Raw genomic sequence first — 13,751 nt, forward strand, 5'->3', positions numbered from 1 at the left:
GGGAAAATCATGACTGCCATTGAAATCAAAACCCCGGCGGCCAGCGGTAAATTCTGGTCCGGCATGACGCTCTTCGTGCTTGCCCTGCTGCTCGCGCCGATCGTGGCTACCCAGTTGGGTGGCAACTACTGGGTGCGGGTGATCGACTTCGCCCTGCTCTACATCATGCTGGCGCTGGGGCTGAATATTGTTGTCGGCTACACCGGCCTGCTGGATATGGGCTTTATCGCCTTCTATGCCGTTGGCGCCTATCTGGCGGCGCTTATGGCGTCACCGCATCTCGCAGAGGTGTTCCCGATCCTGAGCCTCTGGTTCCCGGACGGGCTGCACACCTCGTACCTGCTGATTGTCCCGATTGCGGCGCTGGTCGCGGCGGTGTGCGGCATTCTACTGGGTGCCCCGACGCTGAAGCTGCGCGGGGATTACCTGGCGATTGTGACCCTCGGCTTCGGGGAGATCATCCGCATTCTGATGCGTAACCTCGACCGCCCGGTGAATATCACCAACGGCGCAAAAGGCATTACCGGCGTTGACACCCTCAACCTGTTTGGCCTGAAGTTCAGCGGCGTTTACCACTGGTTCGGCGTCAAAGTGCCCGCCCTGTGGCTGTGGTACTACCTGCTGATGCTGGTGATTGTCGGGATCATTTTTGTCTGCCTGCGCCTGCAACACTCGCGCATTGGCCGGGCGTGGCACGCTATCCGTGAAGATGAAGATGTCGCCCGGGCAATGGGCATCAACGTGCGCAACTTTAAGCTGCTGGCCTTTGCCATGGGTGCCTCCTTCGGCGGTGTGGCCGGGGCGCTGTTCGGCGCCTTCCAGGGCTTTGTCTCGCCGGAATCCTTCACCCTGCAGGAGTCCATTGCCGTGCTGGCGATGGTGGTGCTGGGTGGGATGGGCCATATCCCGGGGGTGATCCTCGGTGCGGTACTGCTCACCGCCCTGCCGGAGCTGCTGCGCAGCCAGGCGGCCCCGGTCCAACAGGCGCTGTTTGGTTCGGTACTGATTGATCCGGAGATCCTGCGTCAGCTGTTTTACGGCCTGGCGCTGGTGCTGGTGATGCTGGTTCGCCCGTCGGGCATCTGGCCGAAGCGCCACAAGGAGGTAAAAGCATGAGCCTGTTAACCGTGCGCAATATGTCCAAACGCTTTGGCGGCCTTACCGCCGTGGATAACGTCTCGATGTCGATTAATAAGGGCGAAATCTATGGCCTGATTGGCCCCAACGGCGCGGGCAAAACCACCTGCTTTAACCTGATCACCGGCCTGTATCCCGCTGACAGCGGTGAGTTCGCCATCGCCGATAAGCCCTACTTCCCGACCCAGATCGAGAAGGTAACTGCCGCGGGCATCGCCCGTACCTTCCAGAACGTGCGTCTGTTTAACGAGATGTCGGTGCTGGAGAACGTCATGGTGGGTCGCCACGTGCGCACCCGCAACGGACTCTGGGCGGCGCTGAGCCGTCACAAACGCGCCCGGGCAGAAGAAGCTCAGACCCTTGAGCAGGCCTGGCACTGGCTGGCGTACACCGGCATTGCGAAGTTTGCCCACTACCGCGCCTGCGATATGGCTTACGGCCATCAGCGGCGGCTGGAGATCGCCCGCGCGCTGGCGACCGATCCGCTGCTGCTGGCGCTGGATGAACCCGCCGCCGGGATGAACGCGGCGGAGAAAGTGGCTCTCGGGGAGCTGCTGACCCGTATTCGTGACGACGGCAAAACCCTGCTGATGATTGAACACGACGTCAAGCTGGTGATGGGGATCTGCGATCGCCTAACGGTGCTGGATTACGGCAAAACGCTGGCCAGCGGCACCCCGGACAGCGTGCGTCGCGACCCGGCGGTGATCGCCGCCTGGCTTGGAGGCAATGCTCATGTCTGAATTACTGAAAGTGGAACGTCTGGACGTGCATTACGGCGGCATCCAGGCGGTGCGCGACGTCTCCTTTAGCCTGCGTGAAGGCGAACAAGCCACGCTGATCGGGGCCAACGGCGCGGGCAAAAGCTCCACCGTACGGGCCATCACCGGGCTGGAGCGTTTTGGCGGCAACATCGAATTTAACGGAAAACCGGTCCGCAAACAGAAAGCCGAAGCGCTGCTACGCGACGGGCTGGTGATGGTTCCGGAAGGCCGCGGCATCTTCGCCCGCATGACGGTGCTGGAGAACCTGCAGATGGGGGCCTGGCTTCGACGTGACGCTGTCACTGTCAGGCAGGAGATGAACGAAATTTTCGAACGGTTCCCGCGGCTTGGCGAACGCCAGCATCAGCTCGCCGGTCTGCTCTCCGGCGGGGAACAGCAGCTTTTAGCCCTGAACCGCGCCCTGCTCAGCCGTCCGCGCCTGCTGATCCTCGACGAACCCTCCATGGGCCTCGCGCCGAAGATGGTGGAGAACATTTTTGCCGTCATCGCCGGACTACGCGAGCGCGGCGTGGCGTTGTTGCTGATCGAACAGAACGCCCGCTTGGCGCTGGAAGTGACCGACCAGGCCTGGGTGATGGACAGCGGCAGCATCGTCCATCACGGCGAGTCCAGGGCGATGCTCGACGACGACCAGATTGCACAGATTTATTTGGGTGAAATGCCCGCTTAACACACCAACCAATATCAGGGAAAAATAATGAAAACCATTAAAATCAGTGCGCTCAGCGCGGCCATTATGCTCAGCGGGTTTGCCTCCACCGGTGCCTGGGCCGCCGACAGCGAAACCGTGGTGATCGGCCTGGCGGGCCCGCTGACCGGGCCGTCTGCCCGTATCGGTAAAGATCTGGAGAACGGTGCGCAGCTGGCGATTGACGATATCAACAAACAGCACCCGACCATCGGCGGTAAAGCGGTGACCTTCAAACTGCAATCGGAAGATGACCAGTCGGATCCGCGCACTGCCGTGGCTGTGGCGCAGCGTCTGGTGGATAGCGGCGTGGCAGGCGTGGTCGGCCACTGGAACACCGGCACCAGCATCCCGGCGGCCCGCGTCTATCACGATGCCGGTATCGCTCAGGTGGCTCCCGTTGCCACCGGTCATGCCTATACCAAACAGGGTTTCGACACCAGCTTCCGCGTGATGGGCCACGACGATGACGGCGGCCAGTTTGCCGGACAGTACGCGGTAAATACCCTGAAAGCCAAACGCATCGCGGTTATCGACGATCGTACCGCCTTTGGTCAGGGCCTGGCGGATGAGTTTATTAAATCGCTGGAAGCCCAGGGCGTGAAGATTGTTGACCGTCAGTACGTGGACGATAAAACCGTTGACTTTAGCGCCGTGTTGACCGCTATTCGCAGCAAAAATGCGGATCTGATCTTCTTCGGCGGCGTGGACAGCCAGGCGGCACCGCTGGCGCGTCGTATCAAACAGCTGGGTATGAAGACTACCCTGATGGGCGCAGGCGGCTTTGTCAGCCAGACCTTCCTGCAACTGGCGCAGAAAGAGGGTGAAGGCGTTGTCGCGCTGGAGCCGGGCCTGCCGGTGGATCAGATGCCGGGCGGCAAGACCTTCGAGCAGGCATACCAGTCCCGCTACCACACCCATATCGAACTGCACGCCCCCTTCGCCTATGACGCCACTCGCGTACTTGTTGCCGCGATGGAAAAAGCCGACTCGGTTGATCCGGCAGAGTACCTGCCTGCCCTGCGCGCCATCAGCTATTCCGGCGTCACCGGGCAGATCGCCTTTGACGATCAGGGCAACCTGAAGGCTCCGTCCTTCACCGTCTATAAAGTGGTCGATGGCAAATGGCAGCCGCAAACCGTGCTCGGCGGCGCAAAAGCTAAGTAACGCAGTGAGGCAATGTGATGAGTGATAATAATGAGCTGGGCATTCTTGCCCGCCGCAAAATTGAAGCAGAAATTATTAAACCAATTTACGAAATCCTGGTCCGCGAGATCGGCAAGACCCGCGCTCAGGCGGTGATTGGCGAGGCCATTGAGCAGGCCGCCATTAACGCGGGCAAAGAGTTTGCCAGCAAGGAGCCGAACGGCGCGGACGTGAAGAGCTTTATCGCCCTGCAGTATCTGTGGGAGAAGGATAACGCTCTGGACGTGAAGGTGATCGACGCCGACGACCAGCAGTACAACTACAACGTGACCCGCTGCCGCTATGCCGAGATGTATCACGAGATGGGCCTCGGCGAGATCGGCCACCTGCTGTCGTGCGCCCGGGATGAGAAATTCATCGTCGGCTACGCGCCGGACGTGGAGCTGACGCGCACCACCACCATCATGCAGGGCGGTAAATGCTGTGACTTCCGCTATCGCAGCACCAAGGACAAAGCATGATCCGCGTTAATGCAGACCGCCTGTGGTCAACGCTGGAGAGAATGGCGCAGATCGGCGGCACCCCTGCCGGGGGGGTGACCCGCCTGGCGCTGAGCGAGGAAGATCGTATTGCCCGCAACCTGCTGCGCGACTGGGCGCTGGAGGCGGGCTTCTCCTGTGATGTCGACAGCATGGGCAATATGTTTATCCGCCGCGCCGGTAAAAACCCGGCGCTGCCCCCGGTGATGACCGGTTCCCACGTAGATTCCCAGCCGCTCGGCGGCAACTATGACGGGATCTACGGCGTGTTGGCCGGGCTGGAGCTGCTGCGCACCCTGAACGATCATCAGGTAGAAACCGAGCGCGATATCGTGCTGGTGAACTGGACCAACGAAGAAGGCGCGCGCTTTGCCCCGGCGATGCTCGCCTCCGGGGTCTGGGCGGGTCAACTTTCCGAAGCCTTTGCTTACGCCAGGATGGACAGCAAACAGATCACCGTTCGCGACGCCCTTGAGGCCATCGGCTATCGTGGCCCACGCCCTGCCCGCGCCTTCCCGATCCACGCCTGCTATGAGCTGCATATCGAACAGGGACCGATCCTCGAAGATGAAGCGGTGGATATCGGCCTGGTGCGTGCTGCGATGGGTCAGCGCTGGTTTACCCTTACTCTCGACGGGTTTGCCGCACATGCGGGCACCACGCCAATGCACAGCCGCCGCGATGCGTTAACCGCTTTTGCGGAGCTGGCGCTGAAGGTGGAGGAAATAGGTTATCAGCATGCCCCGGACGGGCGTGCCACCATCGGCATGGCGAACGTGACCCCGAATTCACGAAACGTCGTCCCGTCCCGGGTGGTGTGCAGCGTAGAGTTCCGCCATCCGCTCAGCGAGGCGCTGGAGGCGATGGAAACCGCGCTGCATCAGGCGGCTGCAGGTCTTTCGACGCGTGGCGTGAGCGCCAGCGTCGAGCGCATCTTCGACTATGCACCTGTCGCCTTTGATGAAACCTGTCTTGTCCGAACGGAACAGGCTGTGGCCGCGCTGGGCTATTCATCAAAATCGATGGTATCCGGCGCCGGGCACGATACCTGTTACGTCAGCAAAATCGCGCCTGCCAGCATGATCTTTATCCCCTGCGTGAAGGGCATTAGCCATAACGAAGCGGAAAAGATTCATCCGGAATGGTCAGAAAAAGGGGCCAATGTGTTGCTGCATAGCGTGCTGAGTGCGGCGCAGGAGTTATAAACAGGCACTTTCCCCGGCCAACGGCCGGGGAACTATTAATCGAAAACGCTTACAGTATGTTGTAACTAATGGCGGTTATTTCCCCAGCTTCGACAGCATCTCAGGGCGCATGAATTTATGGATCACCAGCATAAAGATCACCGACGGCACCAGCAGAATCAGCGCCGTAATGGAGGACATCTGATAATTCCCCGACATGCTGGCGGTATAGAGCAGTATTGGCAGCGTGTTGATCTCCGGCGCGCCGACAAAGAACGTGGCGGTAAACTCATCCAGCGACTCGAGAAAGACAAAGATGCTGGCGGCAATCAGCCCGGGGGCGGCCTGCGGCAGGATGATATGGAAAAAGGTGTAGACCGGCCCGGCGCCCAGATTGCGTGACGCCCGCGCCAGCAGCGGATCGAGCGCCGAGAACGCCGCGACGCTTATCCAGATGGAGTACATCAGCCCGTGCACGCTGTGCACCAGCACTACCCCGGCAATCGTCCCGTTCAACCCCCACTGGTAGAAGAGCCGCGCCACGTTCATATAGACCGTCAGGTTCGGGAAGGCCTGCGGGATCAAAAACAGCAGCATAAAGAAGGCGCGGCACGGCATGGACCGGTGCGAAAGTGCGTACCCTGCCGGGATTGAAATCAGCAGACACACTACCACTGACAGGAGAGCTATCAGGACGCTGATGGACAACGAGCCGGAGACGTCACTGTAAGGGCTAAAAACCTGCCCCCAGTATTTCAGCCCCCACTGACTGGGCAAGGTATGCGGGAAAAACCAGCTCTCCGCCACCGTCCAGATCAGCAGGTTAAGCAGCGGGCCAAACAGCGCCAGCACCAGAAAGGTGAGTAGAAGGGTTTGTAGAATAAAGCTGCCGCGAATTCTTTTAAACAGCGCGTTCATCAGGGATTTCCTTTTGCATTCAGGCTGTGGCGCAGATAGAACCAGGACATCGCGGCGCACATCAGGTATGAGATGACCCCCATCGCGTTAGCAACCGGATAGTCGCCATACGAGTTGACGCGAAATGCCATATCGACGGTCATCATCGTCGGGGTGCCAGTGCCGATCATCAGGGGAACTGACAGCACCGACATCATGGTGACCGTCGATAACACCATCGCGATGCCAATGGTCGGCAATATCTGGGGCAAAATAATGTCGAACAAGATACGCATCCGGGAGGCACCGAGGTTTTTCGCCGCCAGAATATGGGTAGGCTCCACCGCCGCCATGGCGCCGCTAATCAGCAGCGTGGTAAAGGCCATCTGTTTCCAGACAAAGGTAATAATGATCCCGCTCCAGCCCAGCAGCGAGGTGGTCTCCATCGGCGTCATTACGCCGAGGGCAACCAACGTATTGTTCATCAGGCCGTTTTTTGCCAGGAAGGTCCGCATCATCTGCGCGGCAACGATAAACGGGATAAACAGCGGCAGGCGGTATAAAAAGGCCAGCGCTTTAACGAGACGACGACAGGGCGAGAGCACAATCACGGCGGAAATAGTGATGGAGAGCAGCGCCAGGATCGCCAGTGAAACGAGCACAATGATCAGGGTAAAGAGAATATCGTTCGAATAGAGGCTAAACACTTTTTCAAAGTGCGCCAGCGTCAAACCTGTTTCATGGGTAAAAGCCGAAATAAGCGAATAGCCCAGCGGCCAGAGAAAGAAGATGCCAATCATCAGCGTCGCCGGAATAACCAGCAGGAAAGCGTGAAATGTCTGTCGCATGAATAATCACCGCTAAGGTGCCTGGCAATATTCTGCCAGGCACGCCATACCCTCAGTTCGAACCCTGGCTCTCGTAACCTTCTTTGATAGCGTCAAAGTAGGGTTTGAGAGGGAAACTTTTGCCATTTTCCGCTAAGGTTTCCGGTGAAATTTCCGCAAAGAGCTTCTGCCACGTCGCATCATCCAGCGCCCCTTTCACATATTTCGCGTCGATCCCTGGGTACCAGTTAAATTGCTTCACGATCCCCTCCGCCTGAATCTGCGGGCTGGTCGCCAGCTCGATAAACTCCTGCGCCAGTTTTGCCTGCGCGGCTTTGGCCGGGATGACGTAATACATCGGCTGCCCCGGCATACCGGGTGCGATTAAGGTCAGCTTGATGGACGGCGGCAGCTTGCCCTGATCTTTCCAGCTGTAGAACATATCCACCCATACCGGCCCCATAGCGATTTCGCCCCGGCTGAGCATATCCAGCGTCCCGGCATTGCCCGGCGTAAAGGTGATGTTTTTATTAAATGCTTTCAGCTTCGCCCAGGCCGGCCCCCACTCTTTTTCAACCCCTTTATCATATGGCAGCGCGGTAAGGCGCTCGGCTGGCGTACCGTAGGCGTAGATCCAGCCCACCACAAAGCTCACGCCTGACATACCGTTTTTGATGCCGTTATAGCCGAAGGCTTTGGGATTTTTTTCCGACCACTGCACCAGCTCGTCATAAGATTTCGGCGGAGTGGCGATGAGGTCGCTGTTGTAAGCCATCGCCGTCTGGCTCAGGAACATAGGCATCACGTAGCCGTCAACGTTGACCCCCAGCGCGTTTTTGGCGTTCTCTGCGGTGGTCATGGTGCCGGTTTTCACCGCCTGGCGGTAATTCTCAAGCAGCCCTTTCTCTACCAGTTGGCCGCCTGCGGCCTGATGGACCACCGCCACATCTATATCCCAGCTTTTCGCGCTGCTCTGCGCCTGCGCCGTCAGCTTTTCAACGATCTTATTTGATCCGGCATCGCCGGGCCCGGTGCCGACCACCTGCACTTTTACCCCCGGATGGGCGGCCTCAAATTTCGGCCCCAGCCAGGTTTTGACGTAATCCACCATATTCTGGTCTCCGGCCGTGGCCACGTTGAGTACCGTTTCGGCATGCGCAGCGTGCAGGCAGCCCAGATAAAGTGCGGCAGTGATAGCCATTTTTGTTTTTACGGACATGAATGATCCCCAGAAAAGTGTGTGTCGGTTGGCATTACAAAGCAGGTTCAAAGGCATGGAGCGCAGCATCAGGCACATGCAGCACCACCGGCGAACGGTCAGGCCAGCATGTTGCTGAGTCTGCGAGTAAGATCTTTGCGCCACAGCGCACGCTGTGCCGGTAGTGATGACCCAAGAAGGCACTCTCCTCAATAATCCCTTCGAGGGTTAATCCTCCCGGTGCGGACGGCGGCAATGCGGCATGCATGGCGATATCGGCGCTGCGAAAATAGAGCGTTCTCCCCTGCCCGTTATCAGGGGTAATGCAGTTATCCGCCCCCATAAAATCGGCGACAAAAGGCGTTGCCGGGCGGTGGTAAATTGCCTCCGGGGTGCCGATCTGTTCGATGCGACCGTTATTCAGCACGGCAATTCTGTCGGCCATCACCAGCGCTTCCTGCTGGTCGTGAGTGACGATCAGCGAGGTAAAACCGAGTCGCTTTTGTAGCGCTTTGATCTCATGGCGCACATTGAGGCGCACTTTGGCATCCAGGTTCGACAGTGGCTCATCGAGCACCAGCACATCCGGTTCAATTGCCAGCGCCCGGGCCAGGGCAACCCGCTGACGCTGACCGCCAGAAAGGGCCGTCACCTTTATTTCCGCATAACCTTCGAGGTTAATTATTTTTAATAGCGCCTGCACCCGACGGGTTATTTCCTCTTTTTTAACGCGGCGAACTTTTAATCCGTAACCGATATTTTGCGCGACCGTTAAATGCGGCCACAACGCATAACTCTGAAATACCATGGTGATATTTCGCTGTTCCGGAGAGCTGTGGGTGATATCCCGACCATTAATCGCCACGGTACCGGAGCGCACGGGTAAAAAACCGCATAACGCATTGAGCAGCGTCGTCTTTCCGCAGCCAGAGGGGCCGAGATGCGCGATCATCTCGCCCTTGCCGACCGCCAGATGGATATCGTGAAGAACAATATTATTCCCGTAGGCAACTTTCAGTTTATCTATTTGCAAATAACTCACGCACGATCCCTTAATTCTTTCACGTCGCCGATGAACACGTGTTCATTTCTTTGTAAAAAAAACGCAACGTTCCAGCGCCATTATGTGCGCCTACTGTGTCGTCTGTTTGTGACAATTTGATTAAGTCCGCAAAATTTTTGGTGAGGCGAAATGAAAATAGATATTCTGGGTTGCGGCAGTGCTTTCTCCCTGCTGAATAATACGTCGGCAATCCGGGTCATTGATAACGCGGGCTATCAGTTGCTGATTGATTGCGGGCCAACCATTCCCCGGGCGTTATGGCAGCGGGGACTGGACGTGAACGACATTGATGCCCTCTTTTTCACCCATATCCATCCGGATCACTGCACCGGACTGACGGCGCTCCTTAACCACTGGAAAAGTTTTCAGCGAACGAAACCGCTGATTATCTGGTCGCAGCCTGCCCACCGCCCGGCACTGCTTCAGCTGGCAAACCTCGCGAACTGGCCGGAAAGCGGGCTCTGCTTTGCTATCGACTGGCGCGACAGCACGCCGGAGTGGCGCTGGCAGAACTGGCTCCTGCGGACCGCCTTTACCCATCACGAAATCCCTAACCTGGCCCTGCGGATTGAGGCGCCGGGCGCTACCCTGTTTTACAGCGGTGATGGCCGCCCGACCCCGGAAAGTATTGCCCTGATGGCGGGAGCCGATCTGGCCTTTCAGGAGTGCGCCTCGGCAACAGCGCTGCCCGACGACGCCTCGCATGGCGATTTCCCCGACTGCCTGGCGCTCTTCACCCGGCTCAAACTGCCTGCGCTGGGCCTCTATCATTGCCACGACAGCGCCCGGCCCATCCTGGCGCAGGCCTGTCAGCTCCATCCTGGTCTGTTCGTCAGCGAAGAGGGCATGTCCTTCGAGCTGCCCCTTCACCGGGAGGAAACGCGGTGAGCGACGCGCCTCGCAAGCAGACGGTGACCGCCGAGGATGTGGCGAGAAGAGCGGGCGTTTCCCGCGCCGTGGTCTCCCGCGCCCTGAGCAGCAACGGCAGCATCTCCCCCGCCACCCGGGAAAAGGTCTTACAAGCCGCCCGGGAGCTTGGCTATCAGGTCAATTTTCTCGCCCAGGGATTGAACCGCCAGCGGAGCCAGCTGATTGGGGTGATCGTCGCCCGCATTGGCGATCCCTTTCGCAGCAGCCTGCTGGAGGGATTACTCCATGAGATCCAGCGGCGCGGCTACCAGGCTCTGGTGAGCGAGATCACCGGCGAGGAGGATCTGGTTAACACTCTGCGACGCTTCACCCAGTTTCGCGTCTCCGGGGTGATTGTCACCTCAGGCAGGCCGCCGGAGGCTATCGTGAATGAGTGCGTCAGCCAGCAGATCCCGGTGGTCGGTATTAACCGCCCTCCCGACATGCCTTGGGTGGATTTTATCTGCTCGGATAACCAGCGCGGCGCACAGCTGGCTGCCGAACAGCTCTGGCGCGCCGGGTGCCGTCGCTTCGGCTGGCTTAATCACCCGGCCTCCACCTGGGCGGGCATGATGCGGGGCGAGGCATTTGTCCATGCGCTGCAACAGCTGGGGGTCGACACCACGTGCCAGCTCAGCTGGCTCGCCGCCCCGACGGAGGGTTACGATGGCGGGCTGGCGGCTGCCCTGGGTTATCAAGGCGAGCTGCCAGAGGGGATTTTCTGCGCCAATGCGCAGCTGGCCTGCGGGTTTCTGGACGGGATGCGCCAGCGGGGCAAATCGGCCCCGCACGATTTTCATCTGATTGGCTTCGATAACACGCCGCAAAGCGGTCAGTTAAGCTATCAACTGACCACGCTGCATCAGGATGTCGCCGGGATCGCACGCCGCGCGCTGACGCGGCTGCTAGCGCGGGCGCAAAACCCGCACCAGCCTTCGCAGGTGGAGTGGGTGAAGGTGGAGCTGGTTTACCGACTCACCTCTCCCCGGCCCGAAGGGGCTTAACCCCCGTCGCGCGGCGCCTTCGCCAGGCTAAACCAGATCCCGACGGCCAGCACCAGCAGCATCCCGCCTGCGCTGCCCAGCGCCACGCTGTGCGAGGTGATAAACGCCGTTTTCGCTGCCTGAATCACCGACTCAGCAAGGGTTGGCGGCAGATCCTGCGCAACCTTCACCGCCTCGCCGATGGAGGAGGACGCGTGCTCCGCCAGGCTGGCATTCAGCCCCTGCGGTAATTCAATGGAAGCCGAGAAACTGCGGGTCAGCAGCAGCCCGAAGATGGCAATCCCCAGACCAGCGCCCAGCTCATAGGACATGGTTTCAATCGCCCCGGCAGCGGCGGCTTTCTCTTTTGGCGCGGCGGCCATAATGGCCGAGGTCGAGGCCAGCAGCGCGCTGGCGGCGCTGAAGCCCAGCAGCACCATCAGGCTCCAGGCTTGCCACTGCTGGGTGCTGAAGTCGAGCATCGACAGCCCAATGAAGCTAAGCGCGCTCAGGCCCATGCCGCCGGTCGCCACGATCCGCAGACCCAGACGCCCGACCAGCACCCCGGCGATCGGCCCGCTAAAGCCACTGGCGACCATTACCGGTAGCATAAACATGCCCGCCTCAAACGGGGTGAACCCGTGGACAAACTGCAGCTCCTGGGCCATCAGCAGCTCAAAGCCCACCAGGGCGATCATCGCCGTCATCGCCATCACCACCCCGCTCAAAATAATGCGATGGCCGAACAGCCGCAGGTCGATCATCGGCGTGCGGGCGCGGAGCTGAATGCGGACAAAAATCCACAGCATTGCCGCACCGGTCAGCAGTGTCCCCGCCACCAACCACGGCGATATTGCCCCTTTAAGCGCGGTTTTGGCGCTGTAGACCAGCAGCAAAATCGCCACAATCAGCATCAGGGCATGGGTGATGTTAAGCGGCTGCTCGGGTCGGCCCTGCTGGGCGGGCACAAAACGCGCCGCCAGGGAGACCACCAGCAGGACAATGGGGACGTTGATTAAAAACACCGCGCCCCAGTAGAAGTGCGCCAGCAATATGCCGCCAATCAGCGGGCCGAAGGCCGCCCCGCCAGATCCCACCGCCGCCCAGACGCCGAGGGCAATATTGCGCCGACGCGCATCCGGGAACAGGGTGCGGATCCCGGCGAGGGTGGCGGGAATGATCATCGCCGCCCCGATGGCAAGCAGCGCCCGCGCCGCAATCAACCACCCGGCGGAGGGCGCAAACGCCGCCGCCAGCGATGAGAGCCCGAACAGGCTACTGCCCAGGATCAGCAGGCGTTTAAACCCGATACGATCCCCAAGCGCCCCCATTGGCAGCACCATCCCGGCCATCACCAGCGAGTAGATATCAATGATCCACAGCAGTTCGTTGCCGCTGGCATCCAGGGTCATGCTGAGCGTCGGCGCGGCAACGTGCAGCACCGTGGCGTCAATTGCGACCGGGATATAGACCAGCACAATAATCACTAACGCTAACCACTGACGAAACATAACTTTCCTTATTTGACCAAACCTGGACACATGTCCAGATTGCGATCCTACGTAAAGTTGAACGCATGTCCAGCTTTTTGTTACACTGGTTATCCCCCAGTTGAGAGTGAAAAAAATGAGCTATCTGAGCAAGGATGAACGGCGGGAGGAGATCCTGCAGGCGGCGATGCGCGTGGCGCTGAGCGAAGGCTTTACCGGGATGACCGTCAGACGTATTGCCGCCGAAGCAAAAGTGGCGACCGGCCAGGTGCACCACCACTTTGCCTCCGCGGGTGAATTAAAGTCGCAGGCCTTTATCCGCCTGATCCGCGCCCTGCTGGATGCTGAAATAGTCGCGGAAAATGCCAGCTGGCGCGAACGCCTGCATGCCATGCTCGGCAGCGACGACCGCAGTTTTGAGCCCTACATTCGCCTGTGGCGTGAAGCCCAGCTGTTAGCCACCCGCGATGCCGAAATAAAAGGCGCGTATGTGTTAACCATGGAGATGTGGCATCAGGAGACGGTAGCCATCATACGCGCGGGTGAACAGGCGAAAGCCTTTAATCTGAAAGACAGTGCTGAGAACGTCGCCTGGCGGCTCATTGGCTTGGTCTGCGGGCTGGACGGGCTCTATGTGTTATCCATGCCGCAGATGGACGATGCCGCATTTAATCAGCATCTTGATAAGTTAATTACCCTCGAGCTGGGCTAATCATCAACATCTCTTAACTGTTACGATTTGTAACACAATAAGCGAACCCACTTCTCCCTTCTAAACTCATGGGTTCGTTTTTTATATCTATCCTTTCAGAAGACTCCCAAAAACATCTAATAATCTCTCACCAAAAATTCAGGTCTCTGCCTGAATGACTTTCTCTTTCTGCCATTTACGGATATGCAAGAGG

At 59.0% G+C, this 13,751-nt stretch carries 14 protein-coding genes; 9 read left to right on the plus strand and 5 right to left on the minus strand.

Features of this window, described 5'->3' with window-relative positions:
* The first annotated feature begins 9 nt into the window (after nucleotides 1–9).
* Genes GNG26_RS11330 through GNG26_RS11355 form a run of 6 tightly spaced genes read left to right on the plus strand, consistent with a single transcriptional unit; the run spans nucleotide 10 to nucleotide 5,500 of the window.
* Nucleotides 10–1,116 (plus strand): branched-chain amino acid ABC transporter permease, encoded by a 1,107-nt coding sequence (locus GNG26_RS11330; RefSeq protein WP_156238752.1) that lies wholly within the window; start codon nucleotides 10–12, stop codon nucleotides 1,114–1,116.
* Nucleotides 1,113–1,880: an ABC transporter ATP-binding protein gene (locus tag GNG26_RS11335; protein WP_156238754.1), complete on the plus strand. Its 768-nt coding sequence runs from the start codon at nucleotides 1,113–1,115 to the stop codon at nucleotides 1,878–1,880. The genes GNG26_RS11330 and GNG26_RS11335 overlap by 4 nt, the downstream gene beginning before the upstream one ends.
* Nucleotides 1,873–2,592 (plus strand): ABC transporter ATP-binding protein, encoded by a 720-nt coding sequence (locus GNG26_RS11340; RefSeq protein WP_156238756.1) that lies wholly within the window; start codon nucleotides 1,873–1,875, stop codon nucleotides 2,590–2,592. Before GNG26_RS11335 ends, GNG26_RS11340 begins: the two co-directional genes overlap by 8 nt.
* Nucleotides 2,593–2,619: 27 nt before the next feature.
* A complete protein-coding gene (locus tag GNG26_RS11345) occupies nucleotides 2,620–3,777 on the plus strand; it encodes a branched-chain amino acid ABC transporter substrate-binding protein (RefSeq protein WP_156238758.1) in 1,158 nt (385 codons plus the stop codon).
* A 17-nt stretch (nucleotides 3,778–3,794) separates the two neighbouring features.
* Entirely contained in the window at nucleotides 3,795–4,277 is a 483-nt protein-coding gene (locus tag GNG26_RS11350) for an L-2-amino-thiazoline-4-carboxylic acid hydrolase (RefSeq protein ID WP_103821996.1), read from the plus strand.
* Nucleotides 4,274–5,500, plus strand: coding sequence for a Zn-dependent hydrolase (locus GNG26_RS11355; protein ID WP_156238760.1), 1,227 nt, complete (start codon nucleotides 4,274–4,276; stop codon nucleotides 5,498–5,500). Before GNG26_RS11350 ends, GNG26_RS11355 begins: the two co-directional genes overlap by 4 nt.
* 75 nt (nucleotides 5,501–5,575) lie before the next feature.
* Here the strand turns inward: GNG26_RS11355 and GNG26_RS11360 are convergent, their stop codons facing one another.
* From GNG26_RS11360 to GNG26_RS11375, 4 genes are read right to left on the minus strand one after another with little or no spacing between them, the layout of a single operon-like run.
* Nucleotides 5,576–6,397 (minus strand): ABC transporter permease, encoded by an 822-nt coding sequence (locus GNG26_RS11360; RefSeq protein WP_114387040.1) that lies wholly within the window; start codon nucleotides 6,395–6,397, stop codon nucleotides 5,576–5,578.
* Nucleotides 6,397–7,224, minus strand: coding sequence for an ABC transporter permease (locus tag GNG26_RS11365; protein ID WP_156238762.1), 828 nt, complete (start codon nucleotides 7,222–7,224; stop codon nucleotides 6,397–6,399). The genes GNG26_RS11360 and GNG26_RS11365 overlap by 1 nt, the downstream gene beginning before the upstream one ends.
* A 52-nt stretch (nucleotides 7,225–7,276) precedes the next feature.
* A complete protein-coding gene (locus GNG26_RS11370) occupies nucleotides 7,277–8,422 on the minus strand; it encodes an extracellular solute-binding protein (RefSeq protein WP_156238764.1) in 1,146 nt (381 codons plus the stop codon).
* A gap of 34 nt (nucleotides 8,423–8,456) precedes the next feature.
* Nucleotides 8,457–9,443 carry an ABC transporter ATP-binding protein gene (locus tag GNG26_RS11375; RefSeq protein ID WP_156238766.1) on the minus strand — a complete coding sequence of 329 codons (987 nt, stop codon included), beginning with the start codon at nucleotides 9,441–9,443 and terminating at the stop codon, nucleotides 8,457–8,459.
* Between the two features lie 150 nt (nucleotides 9,444–9,593).
* On the opposite strand from GNG26_RS11375, the gene GNG26_RS11380 reads away from it, so the two are divergent.
* Both GNG26_RS11380 and GNG26_RS11385 read left to right on the plus strand, forming a co-directional pair.
* A complete protein-coding gene (locus GNG26_RS11380) occupies nucleotides 9,594–10,352 on the plus strand; it encodes an MBL fold metallo-hydrolase (RefSeq protein ID WP_156238768.1) in 759 nt (252 codons plus the stop codon).
* The gene (locus tag GNG26_RS11385; RefSeq protein WP_156238770.1) at nucleotides 10,349–11,377 is read left to right on the plus strand and encodes a LacI family DNA-binding transcriptional regulator; all 1,029 of its coding nucleotides are present in this window, start codon (nucleotides 10,349–10,351) and stop codon (nucleotides 11,375–11,377) included. Before GNG26_RS11380 ends, GNG26_RS11385 begins: the two co-directional genes overlap by 4 nt.
* On the opposite strand, the gene GNG26_RS11390 is transcribed toward GNG26_RS11385, so the two are convergent.
* The gene (locus tag GNG26_RS11390; protein WP_156238772.1) at nucleotides 11,374–12,867 is read right to left on the minus strand and encodes an MFS transporter; all 1,494 of its coding nucleotides are present in this window, start codon (nucleotides 12,865–12,867) and stop codon (nucleotides 11,374–11,376) included. The two genes, GNG26_RS11385 and GNG26_RS11390, sit on opposite strands and share 4 nt — an antisense overlap.
* 115 nt (nucleotides 12,868–12,982) lie before the next feature.
* Between GNG26_RS11390 and GNG26_RS11395 the strand changes: the two genes are divergently transcribed.
* Complete coding sequence (locus GNG26_RS11395; RefSeq protein ID WP_156238774.1) at nucleotides 12,983–13,558, plus strand: TetR family transcriptional regulator; 576 nt, start codon at nucleotides 12,983–12,985, stop codon at nucleotides 13,556–13,558.
* Nucleotides 13,559–13,751 lie beyond the last annotated feature (193 nt).

This window comes from Leclercia sp. J807 (assembly GCF_009734465.1).
GTDB lineage: Bacteria > Pseudomonadota > Gammaproteobacteria > Enterobacterales > Enterobacteriaceae > Enterobacter.